General features: G+C 39.1%; 24 protein-coding genes, 1 tRNA gene and 1 riboswitch. Of the genes, 19 read left to right on the top strand and 6 right to left on the bottom strand.

What is annotated here, in order from left to right; genetic code table 11:
• Nucleotides 1–51: 51 nt before the first annotated feature.
• Nucleotides 52–531, bottom strand: a complete 480-nt coding sequence (locus IQ283_RS21895) for a hypothetical protein (RefSeq protein ID WP_194222150.1) — start codon at nucleotides 529–531, stop codon at nucleotides 52–54.
• Between the two features lie 73 nt (nucleotides 532–604).
• Between IQ283_RS21895 and IQ283_RS21890 the strand changes: the two genes are divergently transcribed.
• Nucleotides 605–1246 (top strand): MBL fold metallo-hydrolase, encoded by a 642-nt coding sequence (locus tag IQ283_RS21890; protein WP_194222149.1) that lies wholly within the window; start codon nucleotides 605–607, stop codon nucleotides 1244–1246.
• A 24-nt stretch (nucleotides 1247–1270) separates the two neighbouring features.
• Nucleotides 1271–2344, top strand: coding sequence for an SAM-dependent methyltransferase (locus IQ283_RS21885; RefSeq protein WP_194222148.1), 1074 nt, complete (start codon nucleotides 1271–1273; stop codon nucleotides 2342–2344).
• 22 nt (nucleotides 2345–2366) lie between these two features.
• Here the strand turns inward: IQ283_RS21885 and IQ283_RS21880 are convergent, their stop codons facing one another.
• A complete protein-coding gene (locus IQ283_RS21880) occupies nucleotides 2367–2612 on the bottom strand; it encodes a DUF2626 domain-containing protein (RefSeq protein WP_098444207.1) in 246 nt (81 codons plus the stop codon).
• A gap of 248 nt (nucleotides 2613–2860) precedes the next feature.
• On the opposite strand from IQ283_RS21880, the gene IQ283_RS21875 reads away from it, so the two are divergent.
• On the top strand, nucleotides 2861–3244 hold the full coding sequence (locus IQ283_RS21875) for a Spx/MgsR family RNA polymerase-binding regulatory protein (protein ID WP_194222147.1): 384 nt from the start codon (nucleotides 2861–2863) through the stop codon (nucleotides 3242–3244).
• 5 nt (nucleotides 3245–3249) lie between these two features.
• Here the strand turns inward: IQ283_RS21875 and IQ283_RS21870 are convergent.
• Nucleotides 3250–3324: transfer RNA gene (locus IQ283_RS21870), tRNA-Gln, on the bottom strand.
• 357 nt (nucleotides 3325–3681) lie between these two features.
• On the opposite strand from IQ283_RS21870, the gene IQ283_RS21865 reads away from it, so the two are divergent.
• The 11 genes from IQ283_RS21865 to IQ283_RS21815 all read left to right on the top strand — a co-directional run bounded on the left by IQ283_RS21865 (nucleotide 3682) and on the right by IQ283_RS21815 (nucleotide 9938).
• Entirely contained in the window at nucleotides 3682–3876 is a 195-nt protein-coding gene (locus IQ283_RS21865; protein WP_194222146.1) for a hypothetical protein, read from the top strand.
• Complete coding sequence (locus tag IQ283_RS21860; RefSeq protein ID WP_194222145.1) at nucleotides 3857–4171, top strand: YbjQ family protein; 315 nt, start codon at nucleotides 3857–3859, stop codon at nucleotides 4169–4171. Before IQ283_RS21865 ends, IQ283_RS21860 begins: the two co-directional genes overlap by 20 nt.
• Before the next feature lie 37 nt (nucleotides 4172–4208).
• Nucleotides 4209–5060 (top strand): alpha/beta fold hydrolase, encoded by an 852-nt coding sequence (locus IQ283_RS21855; RefSeq protein WP_194222144.1) that lies wholly within the window; start codon nucleotides 4209–4211, stop codon nucleotides 5058–5060.
• A gap of 156 nt (nucleotides 5061–5216) precedes the next feature.
• Nucleotides 5217–6299: a competence type IV pilus ATPase ComGA gene (gene comGA, locus IQ283_RS21850; protein WP_194222143.1), complete on the top strand. Its 1083-nt coding sequence runs from the start codon at nucleotides 5217–5219 to the stop codon at nucleotides 6297–6299.
• Complete coding sequence (gene comGB, locus IQ283_RS21845) at nucleotides 6274–7302, top strand: competence type IV pilus assembly protein ComGB (RefSeq protein WP_194222142.1); 1029 nt, start codon at nucleotides 6274–6276, stop codon at nucleotides 7300–7302. Before comGA ends, comGB begins: the two co-directional genes overlap by 26 nt.
• A gap of 14 nt (nucleotides 7303–7316) precedes the next feature.
• On the top strand, nucleotides 7317–7646 hold the full coding sequence (comGC, locus tag IQ283_RS21840) for a competence type IV pilus major pilin ComGC (RefSeq protein ID WP_194222141.1): 330 nt from the start codon (nucleotides 7317–7319) through the stop codon (nucleotides 7644–7646).
• Entirely contained in the window at nucleotides 7646–8098 is a 453-nt protein-coding gene (comGD, locus tag IQ283_RS21835) for a competence type IV pilus minor pilin ComGD (protein ID WP_206759499.1), read from the top strand. The genes comGC and comGD overlap by 1 nt, the downstream gene beginning before the upstream one ends.
• Nucleotides 8099–8400: 302 nt before the next feature.
• Complete coding sequence (locus IQ283_RS21830) at nucleotides 8401–8820, top strand: ComGF family competence protein (RefSeq protein ID WP_194222139.1); 420 nt, start codon at nucleotides 8401–8403, stop codon at nucleotides 8818–8820.
• Nucleotides 8771–9193 (top strand): competence type IV pilus minor pilin ComGG, encoded by a 423-nt coding sequence (comGG, locus tag IQ283_RS21825; protein WP_194222138.1) that lies wholly within the window; start codon nucleotides 8771–8773, stop codon nucleotides 9191–9193. The genes IQ283_RS21830 and comGG overlap by 50 nt, the downstream gene beginning before the upstream one ends.
• The gene (locus tag IQ283_RS21820) at nucleotides 9190–9687 is read left to right on the top strand and encodes a shikimate kinase (protein ID WP_194222137.1); all 498 of its coding nucleotides are present in this window, start codon (nucleotides 9190–9192) and stop codon (nucleotides 9685–9687) included. Before comGG ends, IQ283_RS21820 begins: the two co-directional genes overlap by 4 nt.
• 56 nt (nucleotides 9688–9743) lie before the next feature.
• A complete protein-coding gene (locus IQ283_RS21815) occupies nucleotides 9744–9938 on the top strand; it encodes a YqzE family protein (RefSeq protein ID WP_194222136.1) in 195 nt (64 codons plus the stop codon).
• 48 nt (nucleotides 9939–9986) lie between these two features.
• On the opposite strand, the gene IQ283_RS21810 is transcribed toward IQ283_RS21815, so the two are convergent.
• Nucleotides 9987–10781, bottom strand: coding sequence for a YqhG family protein (locus IQ283_RS21810; protein WP_194222135.1), 795 nt, complete (start codon nucleotides 10779–10781; stop codon nucleotides 9987–9989).
• Nucleotides 10759–12429, bottom strand: a complete 1671-nt coding sequence (locus IQ283_RS21805) for a DEAD/DEAH box helicase (RefSeq protein WP_194222134.1) — start codon at nucleotides 12427–12429, stop codon at nucleotides 10759–10761. Before IQ283_RS21805 ends, IQ283_RS21810 begins: the two co-directional genes overlap by 23 nt.
• Nucleotides 12430–12638: 209 nt before the next feature.
• Nucleotides 12639–12727: riboswitch (glycine riboswitch) on the top strand.
• A 173-nt stretch (nucleotides 12728–12900) separates the two neighbouring features.
• Here IQ283_RS21805 and gcvT point away from each other — a divergent pair.
• The 3 genes from gcvT to gcvPB are packed head-to-tail and all read left to right on the top strand — an operon-like array spanning nucleotide 12901 to nucleotide 16825.
• Nucleotides 12901–14001: a glycine cleavage system aminomethyltransferase GcvT gene (gene gcvT / locus IQ283_RS21800; RefSeq protein ID WP_194222133.1), complete on the top strand. Its 1101-nt coding sequence runs from the start codon at nucleotides 12901–12903 to the stop codon at nucleotides 13999–14001.
• Nucleotides 14002–14027: 26 nt separating this feature from the next.
• A complete protein-coding gene (gene gcvPA / locus IQ283_RS21795; RefSeq protein ID WP_194222132.1) occupies nucleotides 14028–15371 on the top strand; it encodes an aminomethyl-transferring glycine dehydrogenase subunit GcvPA in 1344 nt (447 codons plus the stop codon).
• Nucleotides 15368–16825 carry an aminomethyl-transferring glycine dehydrogenase subunit GcvPB gene (gcvPB, locus tag IQ283_RS21790; RefSeq protein WP_194222131.1) on the top strand — a complete coding sequence of 486 codons (1458 nt, stop codon included), beginning with the start codon at nucleotides 15368–15370 and terminating at the stop codon, nucleotides 16823–16825. The genes gcvPA and gcvPB overlap by 4 nt, the downstream gene beginning before the upstream one ends.
• 165 nt (nucleotides 16826–16990) lie before the next feature.
• Here gcvPB and IQ283_RS21785 read toward each other — a convergent pair whose 3' ends face one another.
• Nucleotides 16991–17362 (bottom strand): rhodanese-like domain-containing protein, encoded by a 372-nt coding sequence (locus IQ283_RS21785; RefSeq protein WP_194222130.1) that lies wholly within the window; start codon nucleotides 17360–17362, stop codon nucleotides 16991–16993.
• A gap of 299 nt (nucleotides 17363–17661) precedes the next feature.
• Here IQ283_RS21785 and IQ283_RS21780 point away from each other — a divergent pair, with 299 nt between their 5' ends.
• On the top strand, nucleotides 17662–18492 hold the full coding sequence (locus IQ283_RS21780; protein WP_194222129.1) for a lipoate--protein ligase family protein: 831 nt from the start codon (nucleotides 17662–17664) through the stop codon (nucleotides 18490–18492).
• A gap of 404 nt (nucleotides 18493–18896) precedes the next feature.
• On the top strand, nucleotides 18897–21461 hold the full coding sequence (locus IQ283_RS21775; protein ID WP_194222128.1) for a vitamin B12-dependent ribonucleotide reductase: 2565 nt from the start codon (nucleotides 18897–18899) through the stop codon (nucleotides 21459–21461).
• Nucleotides 21462–21506 lie beyond the last annotated feature (45 nt).

Here is a 21506-nt window from a genome sequence, read left to right as displayed (position 1 = left end):
TACGATAAGTCCTTTCTTATTTTAACCGTTTTCTTTTCGTTTGTCGAGGTGTTATTCAACCAAAAATGTAAGTTCAATGTTATAAGCTCGAGCAATACCCTCCATTAGTTCAATGGACATATGATCAACAAAAAAGAGTTCACCCTCTTTGCAAATCAAATGCTCTTCCATTTGAAGAATCGCCATTTCGATTTGCGACTGCTCTCCGTTCCTTATAGTGAAGCAGGAGATCATCTTTTTATAAAGAAAATACTCATTGTTTTGAGAAACAAAGCCATAATCTGAAAAAGAGGGCGTTATTTCTGTGTTTGGAGAAAGGTATAGAAGTGAGTAGAACTCTTGAAATATATTTTTTGAAATGTAGTATTCCTGAAGAGCAACAGCTTCTTCACGATCATTTAGAATAACGAGCTGTTTATCTCGATCAAACACTTTTGCAAGTTCGGCTGTCTTTTTCACTATCTGGGCCATGAAGCCAGGTAGTTTATTATTTGGGGGATTCATTTCTACGCCATACATGTTTTTCAACATAAACATCTCCTTTTGTACAACCTTTTGTATAGTGTAGAATAAGAAACATAATCTTTCAATGGAGGCGATGACAATGGAATGGAAACAAATGGCTGTTGGGCCGGTGCAAGCAAACGCAGGATTCTTATGGAATGAGCAAAATGAGGCTCTTATCATTGATCCGGGAGCTGAAGGTGGTCGAATCAAAAGGAAAGTGGAAAAGCTAGAACTAAAACCAATCGCTATTCTTTTAACTCATGCTCATTTCGATCATATTGGAGCGGTGGATCTGATAAGAGAAACGTATCAAATCCCAGTTTACTTACATATTTATGAGGAAAAATGGCTTTCAGATGCTTCTTTAAATGGCTCTAAGCTGTTTCCGGTAGTTGATGATATTGAAGGTAAGCCGGCTGATCATTTAATTGAAAGTGAAGGGGAAATGACAATCGGACCGTTTCAATTTGAGGTATTTGAAACGCCAGGACATTCACCTGGTAGCGTCTCATTTTATTTTAAAGACGTTAATCTAGTCTTTTCAGGTGATGCCCTTTTTGCAGGTAGCGTAGGAAGAACTGATCTTCCTGGTGGAAATCAAAAGCAGCTGCTGAACAGTATACATAACCGCCTTCTAGTATTACCAGAAGAAACGATTGTAGCCTCTGGTCATGGACCGTCTACGACAATAGAAGTGGAGATGGCAGAGAATCCGTTTCTAAATGGATTTTCTTTATAAATGACGTCTTTAAGGGATGAAATCATGAAGGAGATCGAGCGTAGTCCTGGAGGCGCTATATCGTTCGAGAAATTTATGACGCTGTCTCTTTATCATGAGCGGTATGGCTATTACCAGGTAAATCAACCTAAAACAGGTCGAAACGGTGATTTCTATACATCTACAAGTGTTCATGATATTTTTCCTAGAGTTATGGCTCGGGTTCTGATCGCCGATATTCACAAGCATAATCTTGAACCTTTCATTGTTGATGCAGGGTCTGGTGATGGGAACTTCATTGCCTCCTTTCTTGATGAAGTGAAACAAAAAGACCAGGCACTTTTTCATCAACTAACTTATTGTGTGATAGAAGCAAGTCAATACCATCGTCGTCTAATTAAAGAAAAGGTGCACGGGCTTAACGTGAGAATGTATTCTTCACTTTCTGAAATAAAGAATGACGTACCTATATTAAACGGTATTCTTTTATCCAATGAACTGTTAGATGCTTTTCCTGTTCGGGTTGTAGAGAAATTTCAAAAGCAATTGTACGAAGTGTGTGTGGGAATAGATCATCGTGGTTCTTTTAGGGAGATCTACAAACCTTGTACAGATGCAAAGCTAATCAAATGGTTAAATCATCATGACGTTGTTCTTGCGGAAGATCAACGCTTTGAAGTACCCTTGATCATGAGCGATTGGCTTTATAAGACTGGTGAATGGATTTCCGAGGGGAAAGTTTATACAATTGACTACGGCTACACGAACGAGGAATGGCAACATCCTGCAAGGAAAAGGGGGAGTCTGCGCGGGTACAGGAAACACCAATTAATGGAAGACGTTCTCCGGTATCCAGGGGAAATGGATTTAACCACCCATGTTTCTATTGATGCAATTGAAAAGATTGGAATAGAAAATGGACTAGAATGGCTTGAGTGCTTGCCGCAGGGACAGTTTCTTTTGAAGCATGATCTATTAAGCTTTATTAAGCAAGTCAATCCAGATAAACCGTTTTCTAATGAACAAAAACAAAATCGAGCAATTAGATGGTTAGCAGAATCAAATCAGTTTCTTGTCATGATTCAAGAAAAGCGCCAAAGAAAAAAAGACGATGCATGAGCATCGTCTTTTTTCGTTCGAATTAATGTCCGCCTGATCCAGGCGTCATCATGAACACTGACCAGTATGAAAAACCGACCATAAATAAAGTTAAGTATACACCAAAAATATACAGATAAGTACGTTCTGTTAAGTTTAAATAACTTAACGCTAAAAACATGCCGGCCTGGCCAAGGAACAGCAATCCCAATACTGGCATCTCACCAACAAAGCCCATTAGTGAGAAAATGCCGGTCCAGAAAGCTAAAACTCGGTACATTCTAGGCATAAAAGTTCCTCCCTTGCTCGTTCATTCCTCATACATATCGTATTATATATGAGGTTCTGTAGAAAAGTAAATGCTAGTCTCATGGCAAAATAATGACTTTCCTTATTTAACCTTGAAAAGGGTTCCAATTTATTATCCCAAATCGTTCACAAAAATACAAATCTTTTTCTTGTACAATATTTGTTTAAGTGTTGTATAATGTGGGTAATGTTAGTTATTAACGGAAAACGTAACGGGGAGGATTTAAATTGGAAGATAAATTATTGTTTTACACTTATCCAAGTTGTACCTCATGTAGAAAAACGAAAGCCTGGTTAAAAGAAAATGGCGTTAATTTTGAGGAGCGTCACTTATTTAAAGACACACCTTCCATTGAAGAGCTAAAAGAAATTATCACTCTTTCTACTGACGGAATTGAAGAGATTCTAGCTAGAAGGAGTAGCTCCTTTAAAAAGCTAAATGTTGAAATTGACGATTTAACCATAACAGAGATGTTAGAGCTTATGCATAACGAACCAAAACTTCTTAGAAGACCTATCGTAACAAATGGAAAAAAACTGATTGTGGGCTATAACAAATCAGGACTTCAGAACTTAAAACAGCGAAAGAAAAAACTCGCGGTGGTTTCATAAGAAATTGGCTGGGCTAGCTGGATTCGAACCAGCGCATGACGGAATCAAAATCCGTTGCCTTACCGCTTGGCTATAGCCCAATCATGTATTTCTCTGATAGTATGATCAGAGAATCAGTAACTTATACTTACATTGAAGGTGCGAATTGTAATGGTATCTTTTTTCTGAGTTAGCACTTTAAATAATAATAAGTAATGTATGTTTTAGGAATGTCCTACTGCTTATTTGAATAAGATAGCATCATAATCCATGTCACAGCGATATGCGGAAAACTTCTGCGTATCGCTTTTTTGTAGTTTGTTAAAGATTTTTTAATTAATTAGTGAAAAATAAAAATGTTCACTAATAAAGGCGAAATTTTCAGAGAAAACGAAGTAAAGTAGATCCTAATAAGGTATTCTTTAAGTAGTAATTGAAGAATGAAAGGGAAGAGCATAATGAAGATATTCCTTATAATTAGCGCCTCTGTATTTCAGTTCCTTATTGTAGTAATGTTCTTTATCCAGAAAGTTTGGGTGCCGATTGTTGCGTTGGCATATGTTCTTTCACTTTTATTTTTAATTCTTGTACTAATAAAAGAACGAAGATCGATGGAGAGAGGAGAAAAAAGTGATGATGATCGTAACTACTGATGAGATAGCAACGAAAGAGATCAAGGAAGTTATTGGGTATGTTCGTGGGAGCACAGTTCAATCCAAACACGTAGGGAAAGACATACTAGCAAGTCTTCGAACAATAGTAGGGGGAGAAATAACAGAATATACAGAAATGATGACGGAAGCACGGCAAAGAGCTATCGCAAGAATGGTCAAAGATGCTGAAGGAAAGGGAGCAAATGCAATTGTCGGTTTTCGCCTTCAGTCTTCAGCTGTAATGTCAAGCGCATCAGAAATTATAGCTTATGGAACAGCGGTTATTATAGGATGACGGGATACACGCAACCTAAGTAAAGGGAGTGGTCTATATGTGGAAACAAACGCTTATTAATACAAAGCGAGGGACTTTTGAAGTTTTTATCAAAGGGAACGGTCCTCCATTATGTGTGACGCACCTGTACTCTCAATTTAATGAAAGCGGAGACTATTTTGCAGATACGTTTACGACTAGTCATAAAGTCTACTTAGTTAATTTAAAGGATGCGGGTCATTCAGATTCTTTAAACGCACCTTATGAGTATTTTATGTTGGAGACTGTATTTGATCTTGAAAGTGTTAGATCAGCTCTTGGAGTTAAACAGTGGACATTCGCTGGTCATTCTACGGGAGGGATGCTTGGTTGTGTATATGGAATTCATGCATCCCGTTCGCTTACAGCCATAATAATAGTAGGAGCTGCAGCTAGAGAATATGGTTCTTCGTCGTCAGCATGTATATATAACTCTGCGCATGAGAATTATCACATCATGCAGCATTACATAGAAAAACTAAAAGACTCGAGACTTGGTGATGATGAGCGGGAAAGGATCACGAGAGACAGAACCAAGCTGTCTCTTTATTTGCCAGAAAAATATCAAGACTATTTTTCAAAACGAATAAATAAAAAGATGGCAACAAATCGGATGAACTTTTTTGCCCGCGAAATCATCCAATTTGATGTAACGAAACAACTTAATATAATATCTGCCCCAACTTTAATAGCATGTGGGAAGCATGACGTCCAGTGTCCTTTATTATTTTCGGAAGAAATAGCAGATGGAATTCCAAATGCCCAACTGGCTATTTTTGATCAAAGCAATCATTATCCTTTTCTTGAAGAAAAAGCATTATTTGAAACAAAGGTTCATGATTTTCTCAATGATGCGTCATTTAGATATTGAATATTGAGTATAAACCCCAAATCATTATTGAGGGCTAGTCAAAAAGAAATTTCTTTATTAAGAAGGAATTGCCATTTACCTGGCGAATCCTTCTCTTTACGATTTAAAAATCGTGACTGGTTTTGCTGTCAATTTATATGAAAGGAAGGTGTGTTTTTGCTGAACATTGAAGAAAAAGGAAAGGATATTATTAAGCAGGCGGTGGAAGTAGGGGCCTCAGATGTACACTTTCATCCGAAAGAAAAAGGAGCGTTGATTCAATTTCGTGTTGATAATAGACTTTATGATGCGCTTTGGCTTCCTATGATGGTAGCAGAAAAGCTATTGTCTCATTTTAAATTCCTCAGTGGTATGGATATTGGAGAGAAGCGTCGCCCACAAAATGGGGCCATGGATATGGTTCTATATCCAAGAAAACTCCACTTAAGACTCTCAACGATTCCCACCCCTTATCACGAAAGTCTTGTCGTTCGTATCCTTCCGCAAGATGAAACCCACTCCTTTAAAGAACTCTTTCTTTTCCCCTCAACTGCAACTCGACTTCTCCAAATCGTAAGTTGTAACAGTGGCTTATTTATGATTACAGGACCAACAGGTTCTGGAAAAACTACAACCATGTATTCCCTCCTTCAAACTCTCAGCGTTAAGCGGCATAGGCGAGTTCTTACAATTGAAGATCCCATCGAAAAGCGCAATCCTGATTTTATTCAAATGGAAGTCAATGAGAAAGCTGGACTATCTTATTATGAGGGGTTCAAAGCTGGGCTCAGGCATGATCCAGATATTCTTGTCGTCGGGGAAATAAGAGATGAACAAACTGCCCAACTCGCTATTCGAGCTAGCATGACGGGGCATCTTGTGGTTTCAACGCTACACACCGGAAGTACGCTAGAGTGCATTCCAAGATTACTTGAGTTTGGTATTCCTCTTCATAATATTACTCAAACGTTAAGAGGAGTCGCCACTCAACGACTTGTTCCCCTAAAGTGTCCCTATTGTCAAGTATGCTCTCTGGAGTGTCTAAAGCGAAGAACACGAAGAAAACTTGCTGTCGTTGAAATTCTCGCTGGTCTTCACCTTCAAAAAGCCCTCGATCATCCAGATCTTTTATCGATCCCTGGTCAATCCACCATTAAAGATTACATTCTTCGAGCTTATGCCCTAGGTTATATTCAAAAAGAGACTGTCGAGAAGGAGTTGGGTTTATTTAATCGTGAAACGATTCAAATGGAAGCTTGACCGTAAAGCAGATTTTCTTTGTCGTATAGGGAAGATGCTTGAGGAAGGATACTCACTTGCCAAATGTTTGGAGGTATACGCCTTATATCAAAACGACCATATTCGATCAAATATTGAAATGATTATTATCAGACTTAAGGGTGGTGATTCCTTTCACGATGTTTTAGCAGATTTTCAGTTTCCAGCAGATATCTTATCCTATTTATATATGTCTGAGCAGCGAGATTTTGCAACCGGTATTTCGGCATCCGGTCAGTTGATGAAAACGCGAAGTGAATGGCAAAAACGACTTAGAAGTACGCTTGCTTACCCCATCTTTTTATTTTGGATGACAGCGATCATGCTGTTTGTCGTAGGAAAGTATTTATTACCTCAATTTAATACGCTCTACCACTCCCTTGATGTTCCACTCCCTTTTATTTCAAGATTTTTTATGACGCTCGTTAGATTTACTCCGGCTATTTTTGTCGGTTTAATTTTACTTTCTATTGTCCTTTACCTTTCCACTTTGATAAAAAACAAGAAAAGTTCAGCTGTACACAAAATGCTTGTCTACAGTAAAATTCCGTTCGTGCATTTTTTTATTCCTCTTTATCTGACACATCATACCTCTCTTCACCTGGGGCTCCTACTTCAAAGCGGTCTTTCAATTGCAGAAGCTTTCTCGTTATTAACTAAACAATCTCACTTTGTGTTTTTTCAAGAAGAAGCCGAACGTGTTTCACGATCATTAATGCGTGGTGAAAAATTAGAGGATTTATTTGATCAGCCACGTTTGTATGTTCCTGAATTCAAAGAAATTTTAATGCATGGCCAGGCAAGTGGGAATTTAGGAAGAGAGCTAATCTTATATGGGGAGGTGATCGGTGAACGGTTTGAGGAGTTGGTAAAAAAAGGATTTATGATTTTGCAACCAGTTAGTTTTGTCGGTGTTGGTCTTGTTGTTATGTTGATGTTTATGTCTATTCTTTTACCCATGTTTTATTATTTGCAAAATATTTAAAGGGGAGATTGTAAATGAAAATAAGGAAATGGTTAGGTTTTATTAAAGATGAGAAAGGGTTTACGCTAATCGAAATGATGATTGTTATTATGATCATTTCAATATTGCTTTTAATTGCGGTACCAGGATTAACTAAAAACAACGAGGTTGTTGAGGCGAAAAGCTGCGAGGCCACAATAAAAGTTGCCCAAACACAGGTAGCGGCGTATAAAGCGAATTTTGGATCCTATCCAACTTCAATCAATGATCTTGTTTCAGAAGAATACCTAGACATGGATGAAGTAACTTGTCCTGGAGGTGAAGAGTTAACCGTCGCCGATGGGAAGGTAAAGCTAGCTAACTAATGTTTTTTCGTGTGCAATTCAGAAATTCTTTTGGCTACACCATGCTAGAAATGATGATTGTTCTCTCCGTTTTATCAATTCTTCTATGTCTGATCTTTCTACACATTTCCCCTACACAAAATGCTTCTTCCACACGACATTTTCTAGACGACATCCAATCAGATCTAAGGTATACCCAGGAGCTTGCATATGTAAATAAATCCTCGTATCGATTTTCCATTTCACCTAGTAAAGGGTCGTATAGTATACAGGGCACCGCATCTACGGTAGTGAAGTCGAATGAAATTCCAGAACATATTACGATTGATGAAGGAACAATGGGGTATCAAATTGTGTTTGGGGGGAATGGAAACGTTCAAAAAGCAGGAACACTTTATATAAAGGATGGCAAGGAGGAGTATAAACTTGTGGTGCAGGTGGGAGCTGGTCGTTTCTATATTAAAGAGTTGTAAAGGATATTCTTTGCTTGATGCATTAACGGGTCTCTCTATCTTAACGATCTTATCTTCAAGTGTATTACCGATTTATTCCCATCTTTATGAAGAGCGAGAGGTGATACATGTGCGAAAAACTGCAGTGATATTGCTTGATCAATACTGGAGGGGAATGGTCTTGGAGGGGAGAATTCTACCTGCAAGCGAAACCGTTGAAGGCTCCAAATTTTCCTTTTTAGTAATGGTTGATAAAGTGTGTGTTTCTTTTGATAGGGGAGTAAAAACTGAATCAATGATATGTAAAAGCTTACCGCAAGATAATGAATGAAAAAGGAATCACATTACTAGAATTGATGTTAACTGTGACCATTCTCATTGCGATTGTATGTGTGCTTCCTTTGATAATGAACGCTTCTTTACAAGAAGTGAATGCAGATTTTCAGCATGAGGAAGCACAATTGTTCTTTCATTTGTTTTCTAAAGAAGTTCGTGAATCTTCTCGAATTCAGATCCATAATGGCGGAATTGAGATGTTGTCGAAGAACGGAACAACTATACGATACGAACGCTACGGATCGTCTATTCGGCGTAGAGTAAACAATGCTGGGCATGAAATTGTATTACAGAACATTCGGGAGTTATTTCTTGAAGTAACTGATGGAAGAGTGATTGTTGAGGTGGAACTTGCTGATGGACAGAAAGAAAAGCGCGCTATATTTCAAATGTCTCATAAACCTTAATGAAAAAGGTTATATGACGGCTATGATGATGATGATTAGTACGCTGCTTCTTGGGTTTGTTTTTCATTTATGGAATGTGACACAAAATGAGCGAGTTTTTCTTGATCGTGAAGAGGAAGAAATTAAGAAGCAGACCTTGCTAGTCCTTAGTATGAAAGATACAATTTCATATATACAGAAAACAGGGGGAGCTAGTGCGGAGAGAACGTTTACGTACAATGAAGGTACAGTTCGCGCTGTGATTAATTCTTCTTCTGATGTATTGCAAATTACGTTGAGTGGAACGACGGATAATGGAATACGCGTAGCTGCGTCTTTTCAATACAATCAAATGATGAAGCAAGTCGTAGAATGGAGTGAAGGTTCAACATGAGAGCGGTCTATTTAACAGGATTTATGGGCTCTGGCAAAACAACTATAGGTGAGGAATTATCTCAAGCGTTATCGCTGAAATCGGTTGATACAGATGAGCATCTTACGAAAATGCAAGGCAAGACCATTCCTGCCATTTTTGAAGAGGAAGGAGAATTTGCTTTTAGAACGTATGAATCAGCCTCTCTAAAAGATCTACCAACTGAAAACGTGATCATTAGTACAGGCGGTGGGATTGTTTTAAAAGAAGAAAATCGAACATTTATGAAGCAAAATGGAACGGTGATTTACTTACATTGTGAACCAGAAGAAATCATAAAGCGACTTGAAGGTGATACATCAAGGCCTTTACTTGCTGGAGCGGATCTAGAACATAAGGTTCATACGATATTCAAAGAGCGATTATCACTCTATCGTGAAGCAGAATATGAAATTGACACAACGAAACGTTCAGTAGGGGGAATTGTAAAGGAAATATGTAACCTGCTTGGTTAAACAAAGAATAAATGGGCATCCTTAAAATAGAAGACAACTATTAAAGGGTGATCAAGATGTCATCAAATGATCTTGTGAAATATATGACTCAGCAAGTTGTGTCTTATATTGATCAACCAAAAGAGGAAAGGCAGCAACAGCGTGCTGTCAAAAAAGCCAAAAAGCAACCATTTTTGTTTCGATGGTTTGGCATTATCCCTATGTCGATTTCAATGTTTGTTAAAAAAAAGAAACATGAAAGCTCGGACTGACTCGTCTGAGCTTTTTTGTATGGATTCGCTAATTTTAACATTCTTCGTTTAGGAAGGATGTGACTCAATACCTGGTGCTAAATGAAAGATGCCCCCGTTAATTATTTCTGCCGTAATTGTTGGCTCATATTGTTTTCGAAGAGCATCTCTTTCAACTTGATAGCTCTGATCATTGGTTTTTCCGTTATAAAATTGATCAAGAAGGTTTAAATCAGTGGCCCATCTCATTTTTGCTTCTTCTGCCCATTCTAAATCCTCCTGTGAAATAAGCATTTCTACCACATCTTCAAGTCTCTTCAAGCCGCTTGAGGGTTTAATAATTGGCGTTATTGTAAAAGCATAATCTGGAATTTTAGGAGTGAGTTTCTTTGTTAGTAATAACTGGTGAAAGTCATCAACAACCGCTCCGCTTACAAGGTGTAGACCGAGGGAGAGGAGACGGTGTTTCTTTCGATCACACTGATAAGATATTTTAATATTAAGGCAGAGCCATGGATGAAGAGAATATTGTTGTTGATAATTTGTTTGCACATCCTCAAAAAGTCGGATAGAGGACGCAAGCTTTTTAGTAGATGAGAAAATTTGATGTAGTCTTGGTGCACCAAAGTGAACGAACTCCCCTTTTTCATCGCTTGATTGGTTTGTAATTAGGGTGAGTGTCATTGGTCGAGGAGTACCACCAGTCTTCTCAAGATAGTGCCAATAAAAAGGGCGGTTCATTAGTTCTTTATCAAGATCAATCGTTAATTGGACGTCAAGATAGCCGGATTTTTCTTCTCGAATCTGGCAGTCATTGGCAAGAAAATACGAGCGCAGATAATTATGAATATTTTCTTGTTGCATCTGTCTCCTCCTTCTGATAATTGATAAGCTCTTTAATATTCTCCATCTTAATTCGGATTTCTCCTTCGCTTTCAGAGTGTAGAAGTATATCAGAAATATGCTTTTCAATATCGCGCATACCAAGTCGTGTCAAAATCTCATCTAATTGTCCAATAACACTTTCAAATAGTTGAATTTTTTCATATAAGAGGGTAAGGATATGCTCTTCAACTGTATGCTTCGTAGCAAAATTATAAATGTGCACATCGCTTTCTTGCCCAAGCCGATGTATTCTACCGATGCGCTGCTCAATTCTCATTGGGTTCCAAGGTAGATCGTAGTTGATAACGTGCTGACAGAATTGAAGATTGATTCCTTCTCCCCCTGCTTCTGTTGCAATGAGGACTTTTGCGTGATTTTTGAAGAGTTCTCTCATCCAGTCTTTTTTTCCCCGTTTAAACCCACCCCTAAATGGGACAGACGTAATTCCATGCTCTTTTAAAAACCACTGTAAATATAATTGAGTCGCTCGATATTCTGTGAAAATAATGACCTTACCTTCGATTGATTGAACCAATTCAAGGGCCTTTTCTGCTTTTGAATTTGTTGGCACTCCTTCAATTTTTTTAATTAACATTTGAATGAGAGTTTGAGAAGAGTCGTCAAGGTGTTCTTTATCAAGCATTTTTTTTAATGTCATATATGCAGCTTCGCGGCTTGAACAGATTTCTCTTAGTAAAGTGATGATCGAGAATTGACTTCTCGTAGCCACTGGCTGTTTCTTTAGCGCTTCGACTGAACGATAAAGCTCATCTTCTTCAGGTGAGAAAGTAATAGGTACTGTTTGAACAATACGTTCTGGCCAGTCCATTCCGGTATCTTCACGCCGGTTTCTGACCATCACTTTTTGAATGAGAGCGCGAAGCCTTTCTTCGTCTTCGAGCTTTTTTTCTTTACCATTGTAGTCTTTTTCGAAATTTTCCAAGCTTCCTAGATGTCCTGGTTTTAATAATGATACAAGGTTAAAGACTTCATCAAGACGATTTTGAACAGGGGTAGCCGTTAATAGCAGACAGAACTTTTTAGGTAAGTGCTGTACAAATTCATAATTTTTTGTACGACTATTCTTTAGACGATGTGCTTCATCGATAATAACCATGTCGTAGTTCTGCTCATAAACTATTGAGCGATGAGGCTCTCGTTTAGCTGTATCTATCGATGAAACCACAACGTCACATTGATCCCATACATAGCTTTTCCTCTGGACTACAGCTGGAATGTAGAATTTTTGATTTAATTCAATAGCCCATTGTGATACTAATGATGCCGGAACAAGGATCAGGACTTTTTTGACAAGACCCCGAATCATATATTCTTTAATAATCAAACCAGCTTCAATGGTTTTTCCAAGTCCAACTTCATCTGCTAGAATCGCTTTTCCGTTCATTTCCTCTACAACTCGCCGAGCTGCTTCAAGCTGGTAAGGATGTGGTGTTAAATGAGGGAGATGTGATGGCGCCTGTAAGCCTGCGAAAGTGGGGATGGTTGTATGATGCTCAGCCTCAATAGCCAGTTTAAAAAGGTCCCAGTTAGCCCAGGGGCCGTCTTCATCAATTTGTTTCAGAAAGTTGTTTGTCCACTCTTGATCAAATTTCAACTCTGTTCTCAAAATGAAAACCCTTTCTCGATAAAGATTATTTACGAATGATACGTGATTAATGTATAATAATGTTCGTGTTTAATATATTAGTTAAAATACTTTCATTATTAAAAAGATTGTTGCCAATGCCACTATGGTAGTGGTAGGATTGAAATCGAAAGCACTATTAGTATGAATCAATCAGTAGAATCCAATACCTTAAAACTGAAAATAGGCGAATGAAAGCAAGAGGAGAGACTGCTATATGCAGCGCCGAAGGAGCAAACAAATTTGTGAATCTCTCAGGCAAAAAGACTCTTGCTAGACGCACCTCTGGAGAGAGCTTTTATAGCCGCCAAAGATGTAATTCTCGCGTAATGTGAGGAGAAACTTTCAGGTCAACGGGACAGAGAAACCGCGCTACTTAAAGCGGTTTTCTCTGTCCTTTTTTATGCTTCGGTAAAACGCTTTTTAAGATGAATGATTTTAGGAGGGAATAAGATGAGTGAACTATTAAAAACACCATTATTTGAAACCTATAAAGCTATGGGCGCTAAAACAATTGATTTTGGAGGATGGGCTCTTCCGGTTCAGTTTTCAAGTATTAAAGAAGAGCATGAGGCCGTTAGAACGAGAGCAGGTTTATTCGATGTTTCTCATATGGGAGAAATTGATGTTAGTGGTGAACAGTCGCTTCATTACCTTCAAAAGATGATGACAAATGATATAAGCAAACTAAAGGTCAACGGTGCTCAATATACAGCAATGTGCTATGAAGATGGCGGAACTGTGGATGACCTTCTTGTGTATAAGCATTCAGAACACCATTATTTATTGGTAGTTAATGCCGCTAACACTGAGAAAGATTTTGACTGGCTTGAAAAACACCTTATCGAAGGAGTTTCTATTCAGAACATATCAAGTCAGATGGCCCAACTTGCTATTCAGGGTCCACAAGCAGAGATGATTCTCCAACGTCTAACGGAGGTGAATCTTTCAACTATCGGTTTCTTTAAATTTCAGAATGAAGTCGTGATTGAGGGCATTAATACGTTAGTGTCTAGAACCGGCTATACGGGTGAAGATGGTTTTGAACTGTATACTTCTTGGGAGGATGCCCCTTCACTGTGGAAGGCGATTCTTGCTGCGGGGGAGCCAGAAAATATTCTACCTTGTGGCCTTGGGGCTCGCGATACGCTTCGCTTTGAGGCAAAGCTAGCTCTTTATGGGCAGGAGTTAACGAAAGATATTTCTCCGCTAGAAGCGGGAATAGGTTTTGCTGTTAAAACTAGTAAAGAAGCTGATTTCATCGGAAAATCTGTTCTACTAAGTCAGCGTGAAAATGGTCTTGAGCGAAAGTTAGTTGGGATTGAAATGACTGGGCGCGGGATTCCGCGGACCCACTATCCTGTTTACAAAGGGGAACAATTGATTGGCGAAGTTACTACTGGGACACAATCTCCAACTTTGAAGAAAAATGTTGGTCTTGTATTAATAAAGAAAGAGTTTACAGAAATGGGTACTGAGCTAGATGTTGAAATTCGTAACAAACGTGTGGGAGCTAAAGTTGTTCCATCACCATTTTATAAACGACAGAAATAAAAGGAAATAGAGGAGGAGAAAAACATATGAAACATCGCTACTTGCCGACAACTGATCAAGATCGAAAGGAAATGCTTGAAACAATTGGAGTGGACTCTGTCCAAGCTCTTTTTGAAGATATTCCGGAGGCTATTCGTTTTAAGGGAGATCTTAAAGTAGAGAAACAGTTATTTGAACCTGAACTGATTCGATATATGTCAAAACTGGCTTCTAAAAATGCGAATACACAGGAGAATGTATCTTTTCTTGGTGCTGGCGTTTATGATCACGCCATTCCTTCTGTTGTAGATCATGTGATTCGTCGCTCAGAGTTTTATACAGCTTATACTCCATATCAACCTGAAATTTCACAAGGGGAATTGCAGGCCATTTTTGAATTTCAGACAATGATAAGCGAACTTACTGGAATGGATGTTGCGAATTCCTCGATGTATGATGGTCCAACTGCTCTTGCCGAAGCTGGTCTGCTCAGTGCTGGACAAACTAAAAAGAAAAAGATCATTGTTTCAAAGAGCGTACATCCTGAAGCCCGTGCTGTTATTGATACATATGCGCGTGGACAGCGTCTTTCAGTGGTTGAAGTAGATACGATGAATGGGTGTACAGATCTTAATAAATTGAAAAATGAAATCGACGAAGATACTGCATGTGTTATGGTTCAGTACCCGAACTTTTTTGGTCAGTTAGAGCCCTTACCCGAAATTGAAAAGCTTGTCCATGAGCAAAAAGCGATGTTTGTTGTTTCAAGTAACCCGCTTGCCCTTGGTCGTTTAACTCCTCCAGGGGAGATGGGGGCAGATATCGTTGTTGGAGATTGTCAACCGTTTGGAATTCCGGCACAATTTGGTGGACCGCATTGTGGTTATTTCGCAGTGACAAAAAAACTGATGCGAAAAGTACCAGGTCGTTTGATCGGGCAAACAACTGATGATAATGGACAGCGCGGTTTCGTTCTAACCTTACAAGCACGCGAGCAACATATTCGAAGGGATAAAGCGACTTCTAATATTTGTTCCAATCAGGCGTTGAATGCTCTTGCCTCTTCAGTTGCTATGAGTGCTCTTGGTAAAGAAGGCGTTCGACATATGGCAGAGCAAAATATGAAGAAAGCTTATTATGCGAAGAGTCAGCTGAAACAGGCGGGAGTTGAAACCGTTTTTGATGGAGTGTACTTCAATGAATTCGTGATTAAATTAAACGGTTCGGTTAAAGATCTTAATCGAAAGTTATTAGAAAAAGGGATTATTGGTGGATATGATCTTGGGAGAGATTATCCAGAATTGAAGGATCATATGCTTATAGCCGTTACAGAGAATCGGACGAAAGAAGAAATTGATGCATTCGTAAAAGAAGTGGGGGGAGCACAATGAGTAAAGATCAGGCATTAATATTTGAACTAAGTGAACCGGGGCGTATTTCTTATAGTCTACCTGAACTTGATGTTCCTGATATGGATTTAGATCAGTGGTTGCCAGAAGAGTTTAATCGTAAAACAGAACCAGAGTTACCAGAAGTGTCAGAATTACAATTGATGCGTCATTATACAGCCTTGTCTAAGCGTAACCATGGAGTGGATTCTGGATTCTATCCACTTGGGTCTTGTACGATGAAGTACAATCCAAAAATTAACGAAGATGTAGCAAGGTATCCTGGCTTTGCCTTCATACATCCGCTTCAAGAAGAGGAGGGCGTTCAAGGTGCGCTAGAAATGATGTACAATCTTCAGGAAAACCTCGTGGCTGTAACAGGTATGGATGAAGTAACGCTTCAACCTGCAGCAGGTGCTCACGGAGAATGGACAGGATTAATGATGATCCGTGCTTATCATGAAGCGAACGGTGATTTCAATCGCACAAAGGTCATTGTTCCAGATTCAGCTCACGGTACAAACCCTGCTTCTGCAACAGTTGCTGGTTTTGAGGCAGTGACAGTGAAATCAAATGAAAAAGGTCTAGTTGATCTTGAAGATTTAAAACGTGTAGTAGATGAAGATACGGCTGCGCTGATGCTGACAAATCCAAATACACTTGGACTATTTGAAGAACAGATTACAGAGATGGCGTCAATTATTCATAACGCAGGTGGAAAGCTATATTACGATGGTGCAAATATGAATGCTATTATGGGGGCTGCTCGTCCTGGAGATATGGGTTTTGATGTTGTGCACTTAAATCTACACAAAACTTTCACTGGACCTCATGGTGGTGGTGGACCTGGATCTGGACCGGTTGGTGTTAAATCTGATTTAATTCCTTATCTTCCTAAGCCGGTACTCGTGAAGGAGAATAATGCCTATCGTTTCGAGTATGACCGTCCTCAGTCCATTGGTCGTGTAAAGCCTTACTATGGTAACTTCGGTATCAATGTTCGAGCATATACGTATATTCGTACTATGGGGCCAGAAGGCTTAAAGCAAGTATCGGAAAATGCGGTATTAAATGCTAACTATATGATGAGACGCTTACAAGATGCCTTTGTGTTACCTTATGAACAGCACTGCAAGCATGAATTCGTGATTTCAGGAAAAAAACAAAAGAAACTTGGTGTCAGAACGCTTGATATGGCAAAGCGACTGCTAGACTTTGGTTACCACCCGCCAACGATCTATTTCCCAATTAACGTTGAGGAATGTATGATGATTGAACCTACGGAGACAGAATCAAAAGAAACACTTGATGAGTTCTGTGATGTACTGCTTCAAATTGCAAAAGAAGCAGAGGAAAATCCGGAAATTGTTCAGGAAGCCCCACATACAACAGTTATTGGTCGCCTTGATGAAACCACGGCTGCCAGAAAGCCTGTTTTACGTTATCAAAAAGCCTAATGCTTATTGATACGCCCTGTTAACTTATATTGTTCACTACTCGATTATGGCTCATTCAAATGAGAGATACGTTTAACATGGATAAATCAATGATGCAAAATCAACAAAGCCATTTTGAGTTGCTGAATAGCAATCAAAAAAAGCAGCTGCAAAGGCAGCTGCTTTTTATTTTTTCTTTACTTTGCCGCCCCATTTTTTGAAGCCGCCTTTTAATTGATAAAGATCTTTAATGCCATGTTTTCTAAGAATGCTTGCAGCGCGAGCTACAATAATTCCGTTGTAGTCGTACATATAAACTGGCTGATCTTTGCGGATTTCTTTAATTCGCATTTTTAGCTGACTAACAGGGATGTTTCTTGCCCCTAGAATATGGCCATTATCAAATTCGTTTGGTTCACGAACATCAATCAGTTGGGCTTTACGATAGCCGGCACGGAATTCTTCCTCCGTTAACGTTTTCAAATTCCTCTTTTGCATGTATCGAGTAATGACAACATACACAATGATCGCGACGAGTATTGCGATAATCCATTCCATAAACTTTGTTACACCCTTTCAAGTAAAATCGACAACTTTAAGTTTACACGTCTTTTCGGCTTTCCGCAAAAGAAAAAAAGGAATAACTATAAAAAGAATAGGTAGTATTCAGTAATTAAATCAAATTTGTTCTAAATTAGTTGGGATAGAGGAGATTCGCCTATACTCGAAAGATCGAAAAACCAATAATGTTCAAGACATAGCTAAAATAATTGAGAGTGTTCATTGGTCATCCATTTTCTCCTCTGCTAGAATAGGGAAGGTGTTAGAAAACTGACAGTGATAAAGGAGTTCCGAAAATGAAGCAATGGGCATTTATTGATTCGGGAGAACGTTCTCCAGCTTATAACATGGCACTTGATGAAGCATTATTGAAATGGCATAGTGATGGGACTATCCCCCCTGTTATTCGATTTTACGGGTGGAATCCCCCAACACTTTCAATTGGTTATTTCCAGCGTATCGAACGTGATATTAATATGGATGCTGTAGAAAAAAATGGTCTAGGGTTTGTGAGACGCCCTACTGGTGGAAGAGCTGTCCTTCATGATCAGGAAGTGACTTATAGCGTTATTGTCTCTGAAGATTATCCAGACATGCCCTCAACCGTAACAGAAGCGTACCGGGTTATTTCAGAAGGGTTATTGATTGGTTTCAGAAAACTTGGATTGAATGCTTATTTCGCTGTTCCTGAAACGGATGCAGAGAAAGAAGAGCTACGTGCACCAAGATCGGGTGTATGTTTTGACTCTCCATCCTATTATGAACTTGTTGTAGAAGGGCGAAAAGTCGCTGGGAGCGCTCAAACTCGTCAAAAAGGTGTCATTCTCCAGCATGGATCGATTCTTCTTGACATTGATGAGGACCAATTGTTTGATTGTTTCAAATTTAAAAATGAACGGATACGTGAGCGGATGCAGCGAGGTTTTAGAAAAAAGGCTGTAGCTATTAATGCACTCCGTGAAACTCCTGTATCGATATCAGAAGCGGTTAAAGCTTTTTATGATGGTTTTCAACAGGGACTTGATATTGAATTGGTTCCATATCAACTAACGGATGAACAAGAGTCCTTTGTTGTTCAACTAGCAGAGGAGAAATACGCTAGCAAGGAATGGAACTTTAGCAAATAAGCACCTTCGTTGGGTGCTTTTTCCTATTGACTTAACAAGAACAAATGTTCTAATCTTAATCATGGTCTGTTAACTGATTAACTTTTGTCTCCTATGTTAAAAAGGCAGAGTGTGGAAAAATGTGCAATAGACAAAATTCCTCTTTTTTCTCTATTCTTCTAATCTAATCTTTATTTATCGAGGAAAACCTTTCATTTTCACTGGATTTGAAAGTTGACAAATCGCTAAAGTATTCGCTCTTTTACTATATGTAGTATTGATTGAAGAATTCTGAACACTATATATGGTTAAAAATGATTGTCTGGTTCGTGTACATGTGCTACTATTAATCAAGACGATTTATCATAGCTACATACATCTAGAGATGCTCTTAAGTGTATAAATGTCGAAATGGAGGGGTTTATATGACAATACAAACCAATGAAAAAAGAAGATCTATTAACATTGAGCAGTTGAATAAGGATATTGAAATGTTTGCGCAGGTTCATCCGATTACAGAGGATATGCATCTAACTCACAAAGGTGTTAGTCGTCTTGTGATGCTTGACCGCTATGCATTTAAAGATACAGAGAAAAAGACATTACAAAAAGGTGATTTTGTTGTCTTAACGATTAAAGAAGATCCAAAATTTCCAGCAAGAGGTCTTGGGTATATTGAAGAATTCGATCTTCAATCTAAGAAAGCAACTGTAGCTGTTCATGAGGATTACGTTGGCGTCTTAGACACAGAAGAAGAAAGAGAATCAGGTATTATTGTCCGTTCGTTGGATGTCATAGAAAAGCCCTTGGAAGTATATTATGAGCAAATTGCTCGTCGTAATGCACGTGGTCTTGCTGATGTAGAGAAAACAGATGGGGAAAAGACATATTGGGAAGATCGTTTCTATAAAGAACTTTCATCAATGAACTTTGTTCCTGCAGGACGTGTGCTTTACGGAGCTGGAGCTGATACGGAAGTGACGTACTTTAACTGTTACGTTATGCCGTTTCCACAGGATTCAAGAGAAGGTATTTCTGAACACCGTAAACAAGTAATGGAGATTATGAGTCGAGGTGGTGGAGTAGGAACTAACGGATCTACACTTCGTCCTAGAAACACGCTTGCTAGGGGTGTGAATGGTAAATCATCAGGTTCGGTTTCATGGCTGGATGATATTGCAAAGCTGACGCATCTAGTGGAGCAAGGTGGCTCAAGACGTGGGGCCCAAATGATTATGCTCGCTGACTGGCATCCTGATATTATTGAATTTATCATTTCAAAAATGCAGAATCCACGCATTCTTCGTTTCCTTATGGAGAATACAAAGGATGAACAAATTAAGAAACTTGCAGAAGATAAGTTGAAATTCACACCGCTCTCAGAGTCGGAAAGATCTATGTACCAAAGTATCTTAAACTACCGTAGTATTCCCGGAACAGGTGGCTTTGAAGAAAAAGTGATGCAGGATGCGCAGGATAAGCTTGCAACGGGTGGAACGTATTCTGTCCACAATCCTGACTTCTTGACTGGTGCAAACATCTCGATTTGTTTAACTAAAGACTTTATGGACGCGGTTGAAAATGATTCTGAATATGAACTTCGATTCCCGGATGTAGAGAACTATACGAAAGAACAAATGGCACTTTATAATGAGAACTGGCATGAATCAGGGGATGTACGTGACTGGGAGAAGCAAGGCTTTCCAGTAAGAACTTATCGTAAGGTTCAGGCAAAAGAGCTGTGGGATTTAATTAATATTTGTGCTACTTACTCTGCAGAGCCAGGTATCTTCTTTATTGATAATGCAAATGAAAAAACAAACGCAACTTCTTACGGTCAAAAAGTTGTCGCTACTAACCCATGTGGTGAGCAACCATTAGCACCTTACTCTGTATGTAACCTAGCAGCAGTGAACCTTGCTGAGATGGCTAATAAGGAGACAAAGACTGTTGATTTCGATAAGCTGAGAGAAACGGTTGAGGTTGGCGTACGCATGCAAGATAACGTTATTGATGCAACACCTTACTTCTTAGAAGAGAATGAGAAGCAAGCTCTTGGCGAACGTCGAGTAGGTCTAGGAGTAATGGGGCTACACGACCTTCTTATATACTGTGAAACAATATATGGATCAGAAGAAGGGAATAATTTAACAGATCAGATCTTTGAAACAATTGCTACAACAGCTTATCGTGCTTCTGTGGACCTTGCTAAAGAAAAGGGAAGCTTCCCTTTCCTTGAGGGTGAAACAGTTGCGGAGACAAATAGATTACGTGAAGCATTTGTTAACACAGGTTATATGCAACAAATGCCCAATGACCTACGCGACAGCATTATGGACTATGGTATACGTAATTCACATCTTCTAACAGTTGCGCCTACTGGTAGCACTGGCACGATGGTAGGGGTGTCTACCGGTCTTGAGCCTTACTTCTCTTTCTCTTATTACCGTAGTGGACGACTGGGTAAATTTATCGAAGTAAAAGCAGATATTCTTGCAGAGTACTTTGAAAGAAACCCAGAAGCTGATACAGAAAACCTTCCGGAATGGTTCGTTTCAGCAATGGAGCTCGCACCAGAAGATCATGCTGACACTCAGTGCGTTATTCAACGCTGGGTTGATAGCTCGATTTCAAAAACTGTTAATGCTCCAAAAGGGTATTCAGTGAAACAAGTGGAAGCAGTTTATGAGCGTCTATATAATGGAGGAGCCAAAGGCGGTACCGTTTATGTAGATGGTAGCCGTGATTCTCAGGTTCTAACTCTTAAAGCAGAAGAAAATTCATTTGAACAGCTTGAGTTTGAAGATGGCATGCAAGAAAAGAAGCAAGTAGTACTAGTTGACACGATTACAGATCTACGCTCTACAGACGTTACAATCGGGTCTGAAGTAGGTAATACGTGCCCTGTTTGTCGAAAGGGTCAGGTAAAGGAAATCGGTGGATGCAATACTTGTGATAATTGTGGTGCACAGCTGAAGTGCGGACTTTAATAGCTAACTGATGTAAGGGAAGGATAGACGGAAACGTTTATCCTT

The organism is Pseudalkalibacillus hwajinpoensis (assembly GCF_015234585.1).
Classification (GTDB): domain Bacteria; phylum Bacillota; class Bacilli; order Bacillales; family Guptibacillaceae; genus Guptibacillus; species Guptibacillus hwajinpoensis_B.
The sequence above is the reverse complement of the archived record's forward strand: the minus strand, read 5'-3'. Positions and strand labels throughout refer to the sequence as shown.